Here is a 19356-nt window from a genome sequence, read left to right as displayed (position 1 = left end):
CCAAGCTCGCCGGCGGCGTCCACCGCCTCGACGGTCAGCTCATGGTCGTCCTCGACGTCGATCGCGTCCTCGAGCTCGCGCCCGAGATGATGGCGGCCTGATCCGGCGGCATCGCTGCCGGCGGACTTGCAATTGAAGTGCCCCCGGGAAAAGGGGAGGAAGCAGAGGTTCACATGCGCACTTGTCTCGTCGTTGATGATTCCAGCGTCATCCGCAAGGTTGCGCGCCGGATCCTGGAGGGCCTCGACTTTCAGATTCTCGAGGCCGAGGACGGTGAAAAGGCGCTGGAAGCCTGCAAGCGCGGACTGCCCGACGCGGTGCTGCTCGACTGGAACATGCCGATCATGGATGGCTACGAGTTCCTCGGCCATCTCCGCCGCATGCCCGGCGGCGATCAGCCCAAGGTGGTGTTCTGCACCACCGAGAATGACGTCGCGCATATCGCGCGCGCGCTGCACGCCGGCGCCAACGAGTACATCATGAAGCCCTTCGACAAGGACATCGTGACGGCGAAGTTCCAGGAAGTCGGCCTGATCTAGCGACTGCCCCGGAGGCTGGACGGATCCTTCGGCGTTTGTTTTCCACTGAACCGTTTCAGTCTGAGTTGGTGAGTAATGAGTGTTGCGTTCGCAGGTAGTTCGACCACGAGTCCGTCGCGCGAAGCCGGGCCGCTACGCGTGATGATCGTGGACGATTCCGTCGTCATTCGCGGTCTGATCTCGCGCTGGGTCGGCGCCGAGCATGACATGGAGGTCGCCGCCTCGCTGCGCACGGGGCTCGAGGCCGTCAACCAGATCGAGCGCATCAATCCCGATGTCGCCGTGCTCGATATCGAAATGCCCGAGCTCGACGGCATCTCGGCGCTGCCGCAACTGCTGGCAAAGAAGCGCGACCTCGTCATCATCATGGCTTCGACCCTGACCCGCCGCAACGCGGAGATCAGCTTCAAGGCGCTGTCGCTGGGCGCCGCCGACTACATTCCGAAGCCGGAGTCGACGCGCGAAGCGTCCGCCGCGGACATCTTCCACCACGACCTTATCCAGAAGATCCGTCATCTCGGCGCGCGTCTGCGCAGGAAGTCAGCGGTCGGAAGCCCGCCACTGGCACCAGCGACCCCGGCGCCGGCCGCGCGCGGACCGGCTGTCGCACGCCCAGCTGCGCCCGTAGCCGCTCCAGCCCTGCATGCCCTGTCGTCGGGGCCGCTCACCACGCGTCCGTTCTCATCCCAGGCACCCAAAGTGCTGTTGATCGGCTCATCGACCGGTGGCCCGCAGGCGCTGATGGCGCTTGTCACCGAACTCGGCCCGGTGATCGACCGCGTCCCGGTGCTGATCACCCAGCACATGCCGCCGACGTTCACCACCATTCTCGCCGAGCATCTGGCGCGTTCGAGCCGCAAGCCGGCGAGTGAGGCGGTCGACGGCGAGCCTGTGAAGCCGGGTCGCATTTACCTCGCGCCCGGTGGCAAGCACATGCGCGTCGTGCGTAACGGCGCCGAGGCTGCAATCGCGCTCGACGACGGCCCCGCTGTCAACTTCTGCAAGCCCGCGGTCGATCCGCTCTTCAGCTCCGCCATCGACATCTGGCATGGCGCCATCCTGTCCGTGATCCTGACCGGCATGGGTTCGGACGGCATGCGCGGCGGCAAGGACATCGTCGCGGCCGGCGGCAGCGTCATTGCGCAGGACGAAGCCTCCAGCGTGGTGTGGGGCATGCCGGGCGCCGCCGCCAATGCCGGCATCTGCGCGGCAATCCTGCCGCTCAACCAGATCGGCGCCAAGGTCAATCGCCTGTTTGCGGGAGACCGCTCGTGACGCCCGCGGACTATGAGTATCTGCGCAAGTTTCTGAAAGAACGCTCCGGTCTCGATCTCTCCCCCGACAAGCAGTATCTGGTCGAAAGCCGGCTGCTGCCGCTCGCCCGCAGGGCGAGCCTGCCCGGCATCCCCGATCTCGTTCTCAAGATCAGGAACGGCGACGGCCGGCTCGCGACCGACGTGGTCGAAGCGATGACCACCAACGAGACCTTCTTCTTCCGCGATAAGATCCCGTTCGATCACCTGCGCGACAGCATCATGCCGGGCCTGATCCAGGCCCGCGCCGCGCGCAGATCGCTGCGCATCTGGTCGGCGGCGTCGTCGACCGGGCAGGAGGCCTATTCGATCGCGATGTGCCTGAAGGAAATGGGCGCTGCTCTCGCCGGCTGGCGTATCGAGATCGTCGGCACCGACCTCTCGCAGGAGGTGCTGGAGAAATCCAGGGCCGGCGTCTACAGCCAGTTCGAGGTGCAGCGCGGCCTGCCGATCCAGCTTCTGATGAAATACTTCACGCAAATCGGCGACGTCTGGCAGCTGAATGCCGATGTCCGTGCGATGGTGCAGTTCCGCCAGCTCAATCTGTTGCAGGACTTCTCTCATCTCGGGACGTTCGACGTGATCTTCTGCCGCAACGTGTTGATCTATTTCGACCAGGACACCAAGGCCGTGATCTTCGAGCGCATGACAAAGGTCCTCGAGGCGGACGGCACGCTGCTGCTGGGAGCAGCTGAATCCGTCGTCGGCATCACCGACGCCTTCCGTCCGGTGACCGAGCGACGTGGCCTCTACCAGCTCAATCCAGCGCGCTCCGGCCGACCGATGGGCGGATTGATGCCGCAGCCGCTGAAGATTGCCGCCGCGAAGTGAACGTCATTCCGGGGCCGCGCGTTAGCGCGGAGCCCGGAATCCATAACCACAGGCCATTGAAATAGGCAGGCGGTTAGACGTGGGGCCGTTCGATCTGCCTGTGGTTATGGATTCCGGGCTCGCGACGACGTCGCGCCCCGGAATGACGATCCTCACAAAATCGCATGCGGCAAGAACCGCGAACTGTTGCCGGTGATCGGACTCTCATCCTCACGGATCGAGAGGCCGCACGGCTCGTGGTCCACCAGCCAGCTTCCCACGACGGGATAGAAGCCTGAATAGTTCGGCAGCGGCGAGAGCGCCTGGTGCACGAAGCCTTCTGCGCCATAAGGGCCCGCGTGCGCGTCAAGCGGGACGCCAGCTGAGACCAGCGTGACATTGGCGCCTTCGCGCGACAGCAGCGGCTTGCGTACATAGGAGCTGCCAAGCTCGACCGCGCGTGGGTCGTCCTCGAAGAACGCCGGCAGCAGGTTCGGATGGTTCGGACACATCTCCCAGAGCAGCGGCAGGATGCCTTTGTTGGAGAGCACCGCTTTCCACGGCGGCTCGATCCAGCGCGTGGGCGCGTCTGCGAGCTTGGCGCCGAAGGCGTCGTGGAACATCCATTCCCAAGGGTAGAGCTTGAACGCGAGTGCGATGTCGCGATCATCGAGATCGACGAAGCCACCCGTCCCGTCGCGCCATCCGATCTCCTCGACATCGAGCAGCGTGGTGGTTAGCCCTGCCTGGCGCGCGGTGTCCTCGAGATAGGCGAGCGTGCCGGCGTCTTCCTCGGCGCCCGTGGTGCCGGTGAGATGCAGATGACGGCCAGCGCCAATCGTCTTCCATGCCTCGATCAACCGCTCGTGGATGGAGTTGAACTGGTCGGCGCGCGCGGGGATGATGCGCCGCTCGATCGCCTGCTCCAGCCAGGTCCACTGAAACACCGCGGCCTCGAAGATCGAGGTCGGCGTGTCCGCATTGTATTCGAGCAGCTTTGCGGGCGTCTCGCCGTCGAACTTCAGGTCGAGCCGGCCGTAGAGGCTGCGGTCGTCGCGTTCCCAGCTCTCCGCGATCAAGCCCCAGAATGCTTCCGGAATCTTCAGCCGCCGCAAGTGCCGCTCCTCGCCGATCACCCGTCCGGCAAGCTCAAGGCACATCGCGTCGATCTCGCCGGTCGGCGTCTCGATGCCGCGTTCGATCTCGTCGAGTGTGAAAGCGTAATAGGCGCGTTCGTCCCAATAGCGCTCGCCGTCGAAGGTGTGGAAGGCAAAGCCGCATTGCTCGGCGGTTTGCCGCCAATCGTCGCGTTCGGGACAGACGATGCGTTGCATGTGTCAGCCGCCGCCGTGACCGTGGCCGCCATGACCTTGGCCGGAATGGCCATGGCGGTGCATCTGATGCAGCGTGCCGCCGAAGCCGCCATAGGCCGGCCGGCAATAGGGCCTGCCGTCGATACCGGGCACAGCCTCGAGCCCGGAGCCGCACGGGCGCTCGCGCTTCACAAATCCCATCGAGACCGCACTGAGCGCGGCAGTGCCCATCAGGGTGAGCACGACCCTTCGCGAACGTTTCATGCGCTTCCTCCCGCGGGCTTACCTAAGCAGGGCCGCAGAATACTGTGAACCCACAAACCCGCGCCTCAGCTGCCGCCCGAGAACGCATGCGCAAACGAGCCGAAGCCGCCGCGCGTGACGCCGCCAGAGCCTGAATCGGACGAGCCTCCCGATGAGGAATGGCTCGAGGAGTCGCTGCTGAAGAAGCTCGATCGCGACGACGATCCTGAACTGCCGCTGCCCGACCAACCGTGGCTGCTGCCGCAATTGGTGCTCGCCTGTGCCGGCGCCGCCGCGCCCGGCACTGACGCTCCGGGCGAAGGGGGACTGCAACTCTGTCGCGGCATCAGCGTGTAGGCAGTGGTGCCGACCGCGATCGTGCCCATCACCAGCAGCGCGACATGGCCTGAGCGTTTCACCGGCTCTCGCGGTGCCGACGCTATGGGACCCGGCCGGCGCTTGCCAAATTCCTTGGTGGGAGGTTTCGCGACCATGTCAGTAGATCATGCAGGCAGCGTTCAAGAGGCCCGCGGCGAGCGAGGACAGCCCGAGCCAGATCGCCGGCGCAAGCTCGCCGGCCGCGATCCGCCCCGACAGGTTCGGCACCGGCACCTTCACGAGATAGAACACGGCGACCTGCACGATCAGTGCGACGAAGGCCCAGATCAGGCAGTCCAGCACATTGGCCGCATGCGCGATCGCGCTGAACAGCGGCGCCACGAAGCCGAGCAGGCTGAGACCGAGCGCAATGGCTGCGGCCGGATCGTTCTCGCGGATGAGCTGGAACTCATTATGCGGCGTGATCCGCGTGTAGACGAACAGATACGCTACTATCGCGATCAGGCCGGTGCAGAAATAGACCAGGAAAGCGGGCAGGCCGGCGAGCGATTGCAGGATCATGGGGAGGTCCAATTTCTACCGCGCGGATTCTGGCACGATCGCTTTGTCACCGCACCGGGCAGATGGGTTCGATCCCCAGAAACGAGGCCGGCTCTCTGCGGGTGCTGGGGCACCGCACAAATTCACCTGCCGTATGAGACATGCTTCACAAATGCGTCTCGAGGTTGTGTGTGATAGTCCGGCCCATTGATGTCGCGGTGGTCCCCATTGCTATCGGCCACTGCTAGTTCGAGGAATTCTTCGCAGCTGGAAATCTTGTTGAGTGAGGGCTCAAAATGCCTGTTGCCGAATACGAAGATTTCGAGCTCGAGATCGGCTCCGATCTGCCGGTGGGTGGCGGCCCTCAGCAATATTACGGGCGGGTGGTCAGGTCACCGGCCGGTGAGGCGCCGAAGAGCCAGGTGAAGTTCTGGTTTTCCGCTCCCGGCGAATTGGCCAAGCTGCGGGGCGAACTGGAAAACGCCGTCCTGGAGATCGACGACAAAAATCGGCAGGGCCCGACGACGCGCGGCGAGCAGGTGCTGCGGGATTTCGGGCGCGGGGTGTTTCGCAGCGTCTTCACCGACGTCCCGTCGATCCAGCGGATCTATGAACGCAGCAAGGGCGCGGCCCAGGACCTGAGGATCAAGCTGCGGATCGAGGCGGCCGACCTTGCCGGGCTGCCCTGGGAATATCTCTACGACGAAGACGACATGCCGGGCTTCGTCAGTCTCACGCGCCCCATCGTGCGCTATCTCGAAACGGCGGGCGCCGTCGGCCGGATGGGCGTCAAGGGACCGCTGCGCATCCTCGGCATGATCTCCGATCCTTCGACCAGCGAATGGCCGAAGCTCAATGTCGTCAAGGAGCGCGATCGCATCAACAAGGGCATCGACGCGCTCCAGCACGAAGGCAAGGTCGATTTCCAGTGGGTCCCCGGCGGGACTGGAAAAGACCTGATGAAGAAGCTGCTCGAGGGGGATTGGCACATCTTCCATTTCATCGGGCATGGCGGTGTCGAGGAAGCCTCGCCCGGCGCCGGTGCGACCGGCTTCGTGGTCATGGTCGACGAGGACGGCAAGCCGGTGAAGAAATTCGCCTCCGACCTTGCGATGATGCTGACAGGGGCAAAGCGAAGCCTTCGCCTGATCGTGCTCAATTGCTGCGAGAGCGCGCGTATCAATGTCGGCGATCGCTTCGGCAATCCCGCGATCGGGTTGATGAAGACGGGATGGCTGCCCGCCGTGGTGGCGATGCAGTTTCCCATTACCGACGGTGCCGCGATTTCGATGTCGGAAGGATTCTACGCTGCGCTCGCCGGCAACCGTCCGATCGACGATGCAGTCACGCTCGCGCGTAAATTCATCCAGGAGAAGTCCCGCGTCGAATGGGGAATCCCGGTCCTCTACATGCGTTCGTCCGACGGCCGGATTTTTGACGTCGAGGCGCCGCAGCCGATCCCGCCCGAGGCGGCGCGGCCCTCGAAGGAAATGCTGCGGCAGCGGCGCGACGAATTCATGGAGGCGCTTGCCGCCGGCGCGACCACGATCGAGGCGCTGGAGGATCTGACGCGGCGCGGGCAGGAGCTTCACAGCCTGCTTGCCGATGACAGTGAACTCTCGGTTCGGCTGGCAAAAGTCTATTTCGATCTCGGCACGCTTCAGCACAAGCAGAAGCAAATTCCCAAGGCCGCCGCGAGCTTCGCCTACATGCTGAAGCTTGATCCGGCGAAGCCCGAGTATTTCGTGCGCAGAGCCAATTTCAACGTGACGGTCGGTCTCTACGAGAATGCGCTCAACGACATCGCGGAGGCGATCAAGCTCAAGCCGAAGAACGCGGAATTCTACTGGATCAAGGGCATCGTCAGCATGACGGCCGCCGGCACCGACGACAAGGGCGGCTATCTTGAGGAGGCGATCAAGGCCTTCGGCATGGCGATTGCGACGAACGAGAACGAGCCGAAATACCTGGTCTCGCGGGCCAATGCCTATGCCCAGATCAAGGACGTGGCGAAGGCCCAAAACGATATGGACAGCGCGATTGCGCTCGCGCCCGACAACATCGATCTCCTGGTCCAGAAAGCCAAGATGGTCGCCCAGGCTGCCTAATTCGCATGACCGCCGGATGCTGCGGCGTCCGGTGCGTCTTCATCAGCGAACCCTGGCAATAGGAGTTCACCGTGACGCTCGACAATGTCGTAGACCCCCTGAACGCCTTCTTCGGGTCCTTTGGCGGACCGCTTCTCGTCGTCCTGTTCTATTGGTTCAGATTCCACACGCTCAAGGGCACCCGCTCCTTCACGACAAAGCCCTTGTTCGTGTTTGGCGTCGCCGCCTTCATCACGCCGTTCATGATCCTCTACGCGCTGCTTCCGGACAAGCTGTCGCCGCTGGCCACGATCTGGCTCCTCATCTTCGTCTGGCGCATTCCAATTGTTCCGGCGTGGTGGCGAAGCCTTTGCCAGGGGCTGGCCGGAATTCCGGCAAGCGCGCTCGCGCTGCGCGACATGCTGGCCGCGGCGCCCTTCCAGGTCCATTCGGAGGACATGCCGAGCCTTCAGCGCAAGCTCGCCAGGGTCGGCTACCAGATCGATGACTTTCGTGCCGTGCAATCGACTGCCATCCAGTCGCGCTTGCTGAAGATCTCGGCGCTCATGCTGCACCTCGAGAGTTGGGCCGGAACCAGCGAGAGCTTCATGGAGCGCAATTCCGACGTCTATGCGGAGCTGCTGGCGGTGTATGACGCGCTGTGCTTCCGCACGGTGCGGGTGCTCAAGAGCAGCGCCGAGATCTACGGCGCGATCATGGAAGACAGCCAGGTCGAGCCGGACGACTGGCAGGCACTCGATCAGCTCTCGACCCGCCATAGCGTGGTCAGCCAGCTTCAACTGGCGGCCCAGACGGCGGCGGGATGCATGCTCGAGGATGTTCGCAAGGACATGGATTCGCTGCTCAACAATCTTCTGCTGTTTGCCGCGCGCGCGGCGCTCGCCGGCGAATGGTCGCTCGGCCGCAGCAAGCGAAGGCTGGGCGCGATCGGCTTCACACTGGAGCCGTCCCCGCCGGGCATCGTCAAGTTCGTGGCGACCGTTGCGGCTTTCACCTTCGGTTGGTGCCTGCTGTGGCTGCTCGGATCGGGCAAGATCATTCAAGTCCCGGGAGATCAAGCCGCCGGTGTCCTGCGCACCCTGGTCACGACGCCGCTGCAGTTCATCCTGAATTTCTGGCTGATCTACTATTTCAAGAGGTACTACGGTTTTGCGAACGAGACGATCTTCGGCCGGCTTCCGGTGGGATTCATCCTCTCGATCGGTCTCTGTAGCGCTCTGATCTTCTTACCGATCCAGGCGATATTCGATTTCTATCAGTTTCCCGATCGAGCCTATCCCGACGTCGTGCTGCGCGAGCTGCCGCTGCTGATCTTCCCGTGGGGCATCGGCGCGATGACCGCCCTGCTGGTGCAGGATTCGACCTGGGGCAGGCGGTCGCGGAAGACGCGGCAGGTGAGAGATGGTCTCGTCTTCGGCGGCGGTATGACCGTGATGCTGTGGGTGCTGATGATCATCCACCACATCGTCCCCGTGCCGGTGATGGAAATCGTCGACCACCTCTCTGGATGGGCATTCTTAGCATCCTTCGTGCTTCCGACCTTCGCGTTCGGCTTCATCATCGGCTATGCGATGATCGGCCGGCTCCGCGAGGCGGCGGCGCGTTGTCCGGTTTGGAAGCAGGACCTGGCGGCCCCGTCTCTCGCAAGGGCCTGATCGTTGCTGCGCCGGACCTCATAGGCGCCCAAAAACAAAACCCCGCCATTTGCGGCGGGGTTCATCCAGGCTGGGAGGAGCAAGCCCCGCAGGGCTTGCGACTTGAAACGGATCAGGCGGGGATGCGCTCTTCGACCTCGTGCGGCTCGCGCAGCACATAGCCGCGGCCCCACACGGTCTCGATGAAGTTGCGGCCTTCCGAGGCGTTGGCGAGCTTCTTGCGGAGCTTGCAGATGAAGACGTCGATGATCTTCAGCTCCGGCTCGTCCATGCCGCCATAGAGGTGGTTGAGGAACATTTCCTTGGTGAGGGTGGTGCCTTTGCGCAGGCTGAGCAGCTCCAGCATCTGGTATTCTTTACCCGTCAGATGCACGCGCTGGCCGCCAACTTCCACCGTCTTGGTGTCGAGGTTGACGACGAGGTCGCCGGTCTGGATGACCGACTGGGCATGGCCCTTGGAGCGGCGCACGATCGCGTGGATGCGGGCGACCAGCTCGTCCTTGTGGAAGGGTTTGGTCATGTAGTCGTCGGCGCCGACGCCGAGACCCTTGACCTTGTCCTCGATGCCGGCGAGGCCGGAGAGGATCAGGATCGGTGTCTTGATCTTGGAGACCCGGAGCTGTTTGAGCACGTCGTATCCGGACATGTCGGGCAGGTTGAGGTCGAGAAGAATAATGTCGTAATCGTATAATTTACCGAGATCGACGCCTTCTTCCCCCAAATCGGTCGTGTAGACGTTGAAGCTCTCAGACTTCAGCATCAGCTCGATCGACTGCGCGACGGCGCTGTCATCTTCAATCAGCAAAACGCGCATGCCAGTTCCCCATAGTCGCCGCTCCTGGGCGTCAGGTCGGCCGCATTCGCGGCACTCAACAAAACGCCTTTGAACAACTGATTCGGATCCTGACGATAGATGGTTAACAAACTCTGATTCTGGAACGCAAGTCCCCCCAGTGCAATTTTTGTCGAATCGCCCTAAGGTCTTGTGTAGGAAGCAGCTTTCGTTATCCGGCTCCGTTCAAGGTCCACTTTAAGAGACGGGCCTAACCGACTCCCGCGACTCAACCTTCTTCTGAAGGGGAGAAGCGCTCAGTCACAAAGACAGTGACGCAATGATTAACGATGCGGGTAAACACGGAGTTAAGCCCTGTTCAGAAATATGGCGAAACTTAAGAGTCTCGCCACGCGCTGCTTATGAAGGCCACCCCATGAAGGCCACCCCATGAAGGCCACACTATGAAGGCTCTTGCCGAACAGATCGGCGACATCGACGGCGTCAATATATACGGACGCGTGGTCGGCGTTCGCGGCCTGATGGTCGAGGTGGCCGGCCCGATTCACGCCATGTCGGTCGGGGCGCGGCTCGTGATCGAGACCGGTGCCAACCGTTCGATTCCCTGCGAGGTGATCGGCTTCTCCGGCAATAATGCCGTCGTGATGCCGTTCGCCGGCCTCGAGGGCGTGCGCCGCGGCTGCAAGGCCGTCATCGCCAATGCCGCCAATCAGGTGCGTCCGTCGTCGGCCTGGCTCGGCCGCGTCGTCAACGCATTGGGTGAGCCGATCGACGGCAAGGGCCCGTTGCCGCAAGGCGCCTCGCCGATGCCGTTCCGCAACTCGCCGCCGCCAGCGCATTCGCGCAAGCGCGTCGGTGCCCCGCTCGATCTCGGCGTGCGCGCCATGAACACTTTCCTCACCTGCTGTCGCGGGCAGCGCATGGGCATCTTCGCGGGCTCCGGCGTCGGCAAGTCGGTGTTGCTGTCGATGCTGGCGCGCAACGTCGATGCCGATATCAGCGTCATCGGCCTGATCGGCGAACGCGGTCGCGAGGTGCAGGAATTCTTGCAGGACGACCTCGGCGAGGAGGGGCTGGCGCGCTCCGTCGTGGTGGTCGCAACCTCCGACGAGCCGGCGCTGATGCGGCGGCAGGCCGCGTATCTGACGCTTGCGGTCGCCGAGTATTTTCGCGACGAGGACCAGGACGTGCTTTGCCTGATGGACTCGGTGACGCGCTTCGCCATGGCGCAGCGCGAGATCGGGCTGTCCGCCGGAGAGCCGCCGACCGCCAAGGGCTACACGCCGACCGTCTTCACCGAGCTGCCGAAGCTATTGGAGCGCGCCGGCCCCGGTCTCGGCGAGGGCGCGATCACTGCGATCTTCACCGTGCTGGTCGATGGCGACGACCATAATGAGCCGATCGCCGACGCGGTCCGCGGCATCCTCGATGGCCACATCGTGATGCAGCGCTCGATCGCCGAGCGCGGCCGCTACCCGGCCATCAACATCCTCAAATCCGTCTCGCGCACCATGCCGAAATCGGCCGATCCGCAGTTCTGGCCGACCATCCAGCGGGCGCGCCAGGTGATGGCGACCTACGCCGACATGGAGGAATTGATCCGGCTGGGCGCCTACCGGGCCGGCTCCAGCCCGGAGGTTGACGAGGCGATCCGCCTGCACGAGCCGCTGGAGGCGTTCCTGCGCCAGGGCAAGGACGAAAATGCCTCGCTGGCCGACGGCTACCGCCAGTTGGGGCAAATCCTCGGTAATTTGGAAACGGAACGCTAACTTTGTCCCGTCATCATCCGACCCCACAGAGTAGTCACGCCGGTCTGGGCCCAAATCGGGCCTGTGGGGAGAGCGGTGTTGTCCCACGTGCAGCCAAGGGACTTCTGGGGAGTACGAGTCGATGAAGTCACGTGATACCCTCATCCGCCTGAAGAAATTTCAGGTCGACGAGAAGCGCCGCCGGGTCGCCCAGATCGAGTCCATGATTGCCGATTTCCAGCGGATGTCGGTGGATCTCGAACGGGAGATCCAGACCGAGCAGGACCGCGCCGGGATCAATGATCCCTCGCATTTCGCCTATCCGACCTATGCCAAGGCCGCGATCCAGCGCCGCGAGAACCTGACCCGCTCGGCCGACGAGCTGAAGGGCCAGCTCGAGGAAGCCAAGGCTGCGCTCGGCGAAGCCTTCGAGGAGCTCAAGAAGGTCGAGCTCCTGGACGAGCGCGATCAGGCCCGCGAACGGGCCGAGGAAAATGCCCGCGAGCAGGCTGATCTCGATAGCATCGGCCTGATGCGCGCCCGCATGGGTGCCATCGCCTAAAGGCACAGCCAGCGGTCAAACCGCCGACAATTCGCGAAGCCCGGACCCGCAAGGTCCGGGTTTTTGCATTTGCTGTCCACAGTGTGGCGCGTCGCCCCCTTGGTGGCACGCTTTGCCGCGCGCTATGGTAGAGGCAGGGGTGCCGGGGTCCGCGCGGGATGCGACGGGCCGCGCATTGGGGGGCCGAATGCTGACGCCAGCAGAGCTGGTCGGGCTGATCGAGGAGGTGGCGAAGCGCGACCAGGCCGCGTTCGAGCGCCTCTATGGCGCCACGCGCGCGAAACTCTATGGGGTCGTGCTCCGTATCTTGCGCCGACAGGATCTCGCAGAGGAGGTCATTCAGGAGACCTACGTCAAGATCTGGAACAGCGCCGGACAGTTCAAACCTGCACTGTCCTCGCCGATCACGTGGATGGCGTCGATCGCGCGCAACCGCGCCATCGATGTCGTGCGAAAGAAGACGGAAGCCTCCATCGAGGAGGAGCCTCAGGCGATGGAGGTCACCGCCGACAGTCCCGATCCCCTGGCGCGCCGGGAGATGTCGGAGGAGCTGAAACGGCTGCTGGAATGTATTGGCCGGCTCGAGCCGGACCGTCAGAGGCTCGTGCTTCTCGCCTATTACAACGGCTGGAGCCGCGACCAATTGGCGGAGAAATTCGCCGCACCCGTCAACACGGTGAAGACGTGGCTCCGGCGCAGCATGTTGGATATCCGCGAGTGCCTCGGACTATAGATGATGGTGAGAGTGACTATGCAAGCGCGGCGTTCTCACTTCACGTCTCCCGATAGGAGAAGTGAAGGACACTGATGGCCTATAGCGAGGACCATATCGCGCTCGCCGCGGAATATGCGCTCGGCACACTCGACGCCGACGAGCGCGCGCAGGTCGTGACCATGATGGCGGTGGACCCGGAGTTCGCCGGTATCGTGCAGGCCTGGGAATTCCGGCTCGGCGTCCTCAACCAGATGGTTGGCACGATCGAGCCGCGGCCGATCGTGTGGGAGAACATCAGGCTCGAGATCGCGCGGGCGGCATCATCGCAGGACTCTTCTCCGGAGCCGCCGGCGATGTCGGACGCGCCGCCGCCACTGCCCGTCTCTCCTGCGCCGGAGCTTTCGTCACCCGTGACTGCACCGCCGGAGCCGCCATCGTTGGATGTGCAGCAGCCCGCAGGGCCGCAGTCCGATTCCGACGCGATTCCGATTTTGCCGCCGCAATTCATGCCGCAGACCCATGCGCCGGACCCGAGCGTCCTGCCGATGACGCAGGTGCCAATCGTCGACGACACCAACGTGATCTATCTCGAGAGCCGCGTGAAGCGTTGGCGCAATGCCGCCGCCGCCGTGGGCGCGTTCGCGGCCGCTCTGCTGGTGACGCTGTCGCTTCAGATCCTGATGCCCAATGCACTGCCAGGCGCGCTGCGTCCCGCGCCGCGCATCCAGACGGTCGAGGTGAAGACGCCGGCCGCGCCCTTGGCTGCGCCGGCGCAATATGTGGCACTGTTGCAGGGCCAGAGCGGCGGACCCGCTTTCATTCTCACCATTGATGGTGCGACCAGGAATTTCACGGTGCGCAAGGTCGGCGCAACGCCGGAGCCAGGCAAGAGCTTCGAGCTGTGGCTGATCTCCGACAAGCTGCCGCGCCCGCGTTCGCTCGGTGTGATCGGCAATGGCGACTTCACCGCGCGTCCAGTGCTCGCCGGCTTCGATTCCGACGTCGTCAACGGCGCGACCTATGCCGTCACCGTCGAGCAGTCGGGCGGCTCGCCCAACGGTCAGCCGACCTCGGCACCGGTATTTTCCGGCAAGCTGATCGAGACCGTGCCGCCGACCCAGCGGCAGGCGCCCGCGAAGAAGTAACAGCCGTCTCCGAGCGAGGATCGGGTCATTCGCGCTACGTCGCTACGGTCCATCCTGTCGTCGCATCCCGACAAGTCCGGCCGAATCCGTCGCCGATTTGAACCTCCCGGCAATCCGCGGCGTCAAATGCCCGGAATTTAAGGTCGGCCCTGCCGACCGTGATGCCGGAGAGGGGCCAGAAATCAAATGGATGCAGTCAAGTCGCCGGGCATCTTCATTCACCAATATGCCGGGCTACCGCATGGCCCAGCGTTCGAGCATTGGCGCGAGAAGGCCTGCGGACCCTGTGGCCTCGATATCGGGCCGAGCCATGGCGACAGCATCGATTGCCGGCTCCAGATCAGCGTGGTCGACAATATCGCGCTGGCCATCCCCGAAGGCGCCTCCGCGCAATATTCGCGCACGCAGAGCCGGCTTGCCGACGGCAGCGACGATCTCGTGCTGATCGCTGCGCATGCGGGCCTCGTCCTTGTCGCGCAGAACGGTCACAGCGTGGAGCTCGTGCCGGCACAGATGGTGCTCGTCGACATGAGCATCACCGGCAGTGTTGGCCACACCGACGAGAACCGCTTCACCACCATCCGGATGCCGCGCCGCGCACTGCTCGACATCAATCCGCGCGCGGAGGAGAAGCTGTCGCAAGTGCTCAGCGACGGTGCGGTCGCCGAAACCATCTTCCGCTACCACGCGCTCGCCGCACATCACGCGCCACATCTCGACGCGGTCGGCCAGCGCCTCACCGCACAACACATGGTCGATCTCGTCGGTCTCCTGCTCGGCACCGATGCCGAGCACGCGGCGCTCGCACGCGGTCGCGGACAGGCGGCGGCCCGTCTCGATCTCATGCGCGCCGACGTGATGGCGGCATTGAGCCGCAACGACCTCTGCCTGTCCGAAGTCGCCACGCGCTCCGGCCTCAGCCCGCGCCAGGCGCAGCGGCTGTTCGAGCAGGCGGGCACGACCTTCACCGAATTCGTGCTGGAGCAGCGCCTCTTGCTCGCGCGAAAGCTGCTCTGCGATCCCCGCGCCCGAACGCGCAAGATCAGCGACATCGCGCACTCCTCAGGCTTCTCTGACCTGTCCTATTTCAACCGCGCCTTCCGCAAGCGCTTTGCCACGACGCCGTCCGAACTGCGCGAGGCCTGAGCCGCAAGCTCGTTCAGCGGCGGCGGCACAGTTGGTCGATCCGGAGACATCAGCTATATTTGCCTGCGCGGGCAGGCCGCAGGATCTCCTTGGAAAGCACGGTAGGCGGACATGGCGCGTATCGTTGTGCTCGGTGCCGGTTTTGCCGGTCTGTGGGCGGCCATCGGCGCCGCGCGCAAGCGCGACGAGATCGGCGCAGGAGACGACATCGAAATCTGCGTCGTCGATCGCAATCCCTATCACAACATCCGCGTGCGCAATTACGAGGTCGATCTCAGCGACGTCGCGCTTCCACTGGCGCAACTGCTCGATCCGATCGGAGTCAGCCATGTCCTCGGTGAGGTCCAGGCTATCGATCCGGCACAACGCCGGATCTCGCTGGTCACGCGCGGCGGCGAAGAGATGCTTTACTACGACCGCCTCGTGCTGGCGCTCGGTAGCGAAGTGATGCGGCCCGACATTCCCGGCCTTGCCGACCACGCCTTCGACGTTGACACCTACGCCGCGGCGCTCCGCCTCGAGGCGCATCTCGTCTCGCTTGGACGCAGCGCGCCGTCGTCCGGGCTTTCGACGGTCGTCGTGGTCGGCGCAGGCTTTACCGGCATCGAGGTCGCGGCCGAGATGCCGGGCAGTCTGGCGCGTGCGGGTGTCAACGGCAGCCGCCGCATCATTCTGGTCGATCCCAATTCTGCAGTTGGCGCCACCATCGGCGCGCATGCGCGGCCCGTGATCGAGGCGGCGTTGTCGTCCCTCGGGGTGGAGACGCGACTTGGCGCCCGCGTCGTGTCCATCGAGAGCGCCGGCATCAGCCTGGATTCCGGCGAGTTCATCGCCGCGCAAACCGTGATCTGGTGCGCCGGCATGCGCGCGAGTCTGCTCGCGGCGAGCTTTCCGGGCGAGCGCGACCGCCTCGGGCGCATCCTGGTCGACCCGTTCATGCGGGTTGCGGACTTGCCCGGCGTCTTTGCGGCTGGCGACGTCGCCTGCAGCGTGGTCGACGGTTCGCATCCGACCGTGATGTCCTGCCAGTTCGCCCGTCCGATGGGCCGCTTCGCCGGCCACAATGTCGTGGCCGATCTAGCAGGCCAGCCGATGCTGCCGCTGCAGATCGACTGGTACGTGACCGTGCTCGATCTCGGCGATTGGGGTGCGCTTTATACCGAAGGGTGGGACCGGGAGGTGCGAACGATTGGCGAGGCCGCGAAGGCGACCAAACAGACCATCAACCGCCAGCGCATCTATCCGCCGCTCTCGGGACGCAAGGCGGACTTGTTCGCCGCGGCAGCGCCGATGGTGCAGGCGCCGCCGCCGACTTATGGGGCGCGGTAGCATCGCGCGACGTCGCGATGCTGCTCTCGCAATGACGAGGGGGCCAGACGTGAGAAAGCGCCCGTGGGGGGCGGGCGCTTTCTGTAGTCGACTTGGGGTTGGGGTCGTCTACATATCCACGTGGCGACTTTGGGGGGCTGGTAAAGAGCCGCGTGAATTCGAAAAACTCGTCAAAACTCCTTAACGAACGAGCGATGCGTTCGAGCTGGTGATCACAACCGGTTTGCCGGCCTTGATGACGCGCGCGGTCTGGGTCAGGCCGTCGTCCGAACCCGAGCGCGAGGTGATGCCGAAGCCTGCCACCGCGATCCCTGCGACGAGGGCCACGACCACGATCTTCAGGTGGGTCGAGCGATCTGCGCTGTAAATCGAGTGGTTCATGGAAGGCTCCTGCCGCCATCTACCCGAAGTAGTCGCCGCCTTGTTTAGGCAGGTTCATGCTTCCGGTGCCCAACAACCTAGTATTGGGGGGATTCGTTCCCAAGAGGCGATCACAAGAGCGTGACACGACGTGAAGAGTCGCGATCGAGAGCGACCGTCGATCGTGATATTCTCCAGTAGTTTCAAAGTTCTAGTTCGCTTATAGGCCGCCTTTTGCACATTCGGGCGCGGAGGCGTCAAAAACCCAAAAACCATTTGCCTGTGGCCAAAAAACACACGGCTTCTTAAGGCAAATCAGATGCTTCCGACCGTTTTCAACCGTGCCCTGGGGTGGATTTCGGCCTGCGACAAGACCGTGGTCTGGGCGCGGAACCGCTCGACGAGAGAGCGGACGAACGGACGAATTGCCGCAGAGGTGACCAGCACCGGCGCTTCGCCTTCGCGGGCGGCGCGCTCGAACGCCTCCCGCACGGCGGTCATGAACTCCGACAGCTTTGAGGGCTGCATGGCGAGGCTGCGCTCTTCGCCTTGGCCGATGATGGACTCGGCAAAGGCCTGTTCCCAGCGCGCCGACAGCGCGATCAGCGGCAAATAACCGCTGTAGGAGGTGTTCTGCGCGCAGATCTGCCGTGCCAGCCGGGCGCGGACATGCTCGACCATGGTGGCGGGATTGCGCGAGAAGGCGAGCGAGTCGGCAATGCCTTCGAGGATCGTCGAGAGGTCGCGGATCGAGATGCGTTCGGCGAGCAGGAGTTGCAGCACCCGCTGGATGCCGGACACGGTCACCTGTCCCGGCACGATGTCCTTGACCAGCTCGCCCTGCTCCTTCGGCAGCTCCTTGAGCAGCTTCTGCACCTCGCCATAGGAGAGCAGGTCCGACATGTTGGCCTTGAGCAGCTCGGTGAGGTGCGTGGAGAGCACCGTCGCGGCGTCGACGACGGTGTAGCCCTTGAGCGAAGCCTCTTCCTTGAGGCTGGCATCGACCCAGGTCGCGGGAAGGCCGAAGGTCGGCTCGGTGGTGTGGATGCCGGGCACCTGCACCTGGCTGCCGCCGGGGTCCATGACCATGAACTGGCTCGGCCAGATCTTGCCGGTGCCGGCGTCGACCTCCTTGATCTTGATGATGTAGGTGTTGGCCTCGAGCTGGACATTGTCGAGAATGCGCACCGCCGGCATCACGAAGCCCATCTCGATCGCCAGCGAGCGGCGCAGCGCCTTGATCTGCTCGGTGAGGCGGTCAGTGCCGTCGGGGCCGTTGACGAGCGGCAGCAGCGCGTAGCCGAGCTCGATCTTGAGGTCGTCGATCTTGAGCGCCGCCGAGATCGGCTCCTCGGCCGCGGCGGATCCTGGCGCGCCGGGCGTCCCGGCCGCGGGCGCGGCCTTTGCAGCTTCGTCGGCCCTGGCCGTCGCCCGGTTGCGGTTGCGGGCGTGCCAGGCGAGCGCGCCGGCGCCGGAGCCGAGCGCCAGGAAGGGGAGGGTCGGGATGCCCGGCAGCGCCGCCAGCACCAGCATGACGGCCGCGGACATCGCCAGCGCCTGCGGATAGCCGGAGAACTGCTTCATCAGCGCCTTGTCGGCGGCGCCGGAAACGCCGGCCTTGGAGACCAGCAGGCCGGCCGCGGTCGAGACGATCAGCGCCGGCACCTGGGTGACGAGGCCGTCACCGACGGTCAGCAGCGTGTAGCTGCGCCCCGCGTCGGCAAAGGACAGGCCCTGTTGCGCCACGCCGATGATCATGCCGCCGACGACGTTGATGAAGACGATGAGAAGGCCGGCGATGGCGTCGCCGCGGACGAACTTGGAGGCACCGTCCATGGCGCCGAAGAAGCCGCTCTCGTCCTCCAGATCCTTGCGCCGCTGCTTGGCGACCTTCTCGTCGATCAGGCCGGCCGAGAGGTCGGCGTCGATCGCCATCTGCTTGCCGGGCATGGCGTCGAGGTGGAAGCGGGCGGCGACTTCGGCGATGCGGCCCGAACCCTTGGTGATGACGACGAAGTTGACGATGATCAGGATGGCGAAAACGATGATGCCGATGACGAAATTGCCGCCCATCACGAAGCTGCCGAAGGCCTCGATGACGTGACCGGCCGCGTCCGTGCCCTCGTGCCCGTGCGACAGGATCAGCCGCGTCGAAGCCATGTTGAGCGACAGCCGCAGCATGGTCGAGATGAGCAGGACGGTCGGGAAAGCCGAGAATTCCAGTGGCGCCTGGATGAACAGCGACGTCATCAGGATCAGGATCGAGAGCGTGATCGAGATCGCCAGGAAAAGATCCAGCACGATCGCGGGCAACGGGAGGATCAGCACCACCAGGATGGTGAGGACGCCGAGCGCCAGCGCGATATCGCCGCGTTTGAGGATATTGCCGATCTCGGCAAGGGTGGGAATGCCGGCGTTCGTGCTACCTACGCCCTGTCCCGCGGTGACGTCGACCATGGTAGCTGCTCCCCCGCGTGACTGCCGTCCACGCGCCCCAAACGTCTGCGCGGCGGCCGAAGGGCCGCCGTTCCGAAAGTGAGGCACCGCACTGGCGTCCACGGGAGCTCCCGTTCTACGCGGCTGACGACACTCGACTCCACTGGGCAATTTTTGCCCGGTGTATGGTTAGCAAAGGGTTAACGACGGGGGAGGCAGGCGGTCAGAGCGGGATATTTCCGGCTCTCAGATCGTCATTCCG

18 protein-coding genes and 1 pseudogene are annotated in these 19356 nt (G+C 64.2%); 13 read left to right on the top strand and 6 right to left on the bottom strand.

All coding sequences use genetic code 11. The features are described from left to right. The 4 genes and pseudogenes from AC0L2O_RS22665 to AC0L2O_RS22650 all read left to right on the top strand — a co-directional run. Positions 1 to 101, top strand: a pseudogene (locus AC0L2O_RS22665) (chemotaxis protein CheW); the annotation flags it as partial. Positions 102 to 173: 72 nt separating this feature from the next. Beyond that, positions 174 to 539, top strand: coding sequence for a response regulator (locus tag AC0L2O_RS22660; RefSeq protein WP_008138864.1), 366 nt, complete (start codon positions 174 to 176; stop codon positions 537 to 539). A gap of 75 nt (positions 540 to 614) precedes the next feature. Then, complete coding sequence (locus tag AC0L2O_RS22655) at positions 615 to 1814, top strand: protein-glutamate methylesterase/protein-glutamine glutaminase (RefSeq protein WP_409190182.1); 1200 nt, start codon at positions 615 to 617, stop codon at positions 1812 to 1814. After that, complete coding sequence (locus AC0L2O_RS22650) at positions 1811 to 2683, top strand: CheR family methyltransferase (protein WP_473371259.1); 873 nt, start codon at positions 1811 to 1813, stop codon at positions 2681 to 2683. Before AC0L2O_RS22655 ends, AC0L2O_RS22650 begins: the two co-directional genes overlap by 4 nt. Before the next feature lie 152 nt (positions 2684 to 2835). On the opposite strand, the gene AC0L2O_RS22645 is transcribed toward AC0L2O_RS22650, so the two are convergent. Next, complete coding sequence (locus AC0L2O_RS22645; RefSeq protein WP_473371258.1) at positions 2836 to 3996, bottom strand: glutathionylspermidine synthase family protein; 1161 nt, start codon at positions 3994 to 3996, stop codon at positions 2836 to 2838. A gap of 3 nt (positions 3997 to 3999) precedes the next feature. Further along, positions 4000 to 4239, bottom strand: a complete 240-nt coding sequence (locus AC0L2O_RS22640; RefSeq protein WP_473371257.1) for a hypothetical protein — start codon at positions 4237 to 4239, stop codon at positions 4000 to 4002. A gap of 114 nt (positions 4240 to 4353) precedes the next feature. On the opposite strand from AC0L2O_RS22640, the gene AC0L2O_RS22635 reads away from it, so the two are divergent. Continuing rightward, complete coding sequence (locus tag AC0L2O_RS22635) at positions 4354 to 4575, top strand: hypothetical protein (protein ID WP_473371256.1); 222 nt, start codon at positions 4354 to 4356, stop codon at positions 4573 to 4575. 138 nt (positions 4576 to 4713) lie between these two features. On the opposite strand, the gene AC0L2O_RS22630 is transcribed toward AC0L2O_RS22635, so the two are convergent. After that, positions 4714 to 5118 carry a DUF350 domain-containing protein gene (locus tag AC0L2O_RS22630; RefSeq protein WP_409190177.1) on the bottom strand — a complete coding sequence of 135 codons (405 nt, stop codon included), beginning with the start codon at positions 5116 to 5118 and terminating at the stop codon, positions 4714 to 4716. Positions 5119 to 5393: 275 nt separating this feature from the next. On the opposite strand from AC0L2O_RS22630, the gene AC0L2O_RS22625 reads away from it, so the two are divergent. Next, the gene (locus AC0L2O_RS22625) at positions 5394 to 7205 is read left to right on the top strand and encodes a CHAT domain-containing tetratricopeptide repeat protein (RefSeq protein ID WP_473371255.1); all 1812 of its coding nucleotides are present in this window, start codon (positions 5394 to 5396) and stop codon (positions 7203 to 7205) included. A gap of 71 nt (positions 7206 to 7276) precedes the next feature. Continuing rightward, the gene (locus AC0L2O_RS22620) at positions 7277 to 8860 is read left to right on the top strand and encodes a hypothetical protein (RefSeq protein WP_473371254.1); all 1584 of its coding nucleotides are present in this window, start codon (positions 7277 to 7279) and stop codon (positions 8858 to 8860) included. Positions 8861 to 8972: 112 nt separating this feature from the next. Here the strand turns inward: AC0L2O_RS22620 and ctrA are convergent, their stop codons facing one another. Continuing rightward, positions 8973 to 9674 (bottom strand): response regulator transcription factor CtrA, encoded by a 702-nt coding sequence (gene ctrA, locus AC0L2O_RS22615; RefSeq protein ID WP_007600544.1) that lies wholly within the window; start codon positions 9672 to 9674, stop codon positions 8973 to 8975. 422 nt (positions 9675 to 10096) lie between these two features. Here ctrA and fliI point away from each other — a divergent pair, with 422 nt between their 5' ends. The 6 genes from fliI (at position 10097) to AC0L2O_RS22585 (ending at position 16298) form a co-directional block, all read left to right on the top strand. Then, positions 10097 to 11422, top strand: coding sequence for a flagellar protein export ATPase FliI (gene fliI, locus AC0L2O_RS22610; protein ID WP_409190174.1), 1326 nt, complete (start codon positions 10097 to 10099; stop codon positions 11420 to 11422). 121 nt (positions 11423 to 11543) lie between these two features. Next, positions 11544 to 11963, top strand: a complete 420-nt coding sequence (gene fliJ / locus AC0L2O_RS22605) for a flagellar export protein FliJ (RefSeq protein WP_409190173.1) — start codon at positions 11544 to 11546, stop codon at positions 11961 to 11963. Between the two features lie 187 nt (positions 11964 to 12150). Then, positions 12151 to 12696 (top strand): sigma-70 family RNA polymerase sigma factor, encoded by a 546-nt coding sequence (locus tag AC0L2O_RS22600; protein ID WP_473371253.1) that lies wholly within the window; start codon positions 12151 to 12153, stop codon positions 12694 to 12696. Positions 12697 to 12770: 74 nt separating this feature from the next. After that, a complete protein-coding gene (locus AC0L2O_RS22595; RefSeq protein ID WP_473371252.1) occupies positions 12771 to 13823 on the top strand; it encodes an anti-sigma factor in 1053 nt (350 codons plus the stop codon). Positions 13824 to 14009: 186 nt separating this feature from the next. Beyond that, positions 14010 to 14969 carry a helix-turn-helix transcriptional regulator gene (locus AC0L2O_RS22590; protein ID WP_473371251.1) on the top strand — a complete coding sequence of 320 codons (960 nt, stop codon included), beginning with the start codon at positions 14010 to 14012 and terminating at the stop codon, positions 14967 to 14969. Between the two features lie 111 nt (positions 14970 to 15080). Continuing rightward, on the top strand, positions 15081 to 16298 hold the full coding sequence (locus tag AC0L2O_RS22585; protein ID WP_473371250.1) for an NAD(P)/FAD-dependent oxidoreductase: 1218 nt from the start codon (positions 15081 to 15083) through the stop codon (positions 16296 to 16298). Positions 16299 to 16478: 180 nt separating this feature from the next. Here AC0L2O_RS22585 and AC0L2O_RS22580 read toward each other — a convergent pair whose 3' ends face one another. Together AC0L2O_RS22580 and flhA are read right to left on the bottom strand one after the other, a co-directional pair. Beyond that, positions 16479 to 16679 (bottom strand): hypothetical protein, encoded by a 201-nt coding sequence (locus tag AC0L2O_RS22580; RefSeq protein WP_369726137.1) that lies wholly within the window; start codon positions 16677 to 16679, stop codon positions 16479 to 16481. A gap of 294 nt (positions 16680 to 16973) precedes the next feature. Further along, positions 16974 to 19115, bottom strand: coding sequence for a flagellar biosynthesis protein FlhA (gene flhA, locus AC0L2O_RS22575; RefSeq protein WP_369726136.1), 2142 nt, complete (start codon positions 19113 to 19115; stop codon positions 16974 to 16976). Between the last annotated feature and the right edge of the window lie 241 nt (positions 19116 to 19356).

The sequence above is a fragment of the Bradyrhizobium sp. Kon10 genome, assembly GCF_055807395.1.
This window is presented reverse-complemented; position numbering and strand designations above follow the sequence as displayed.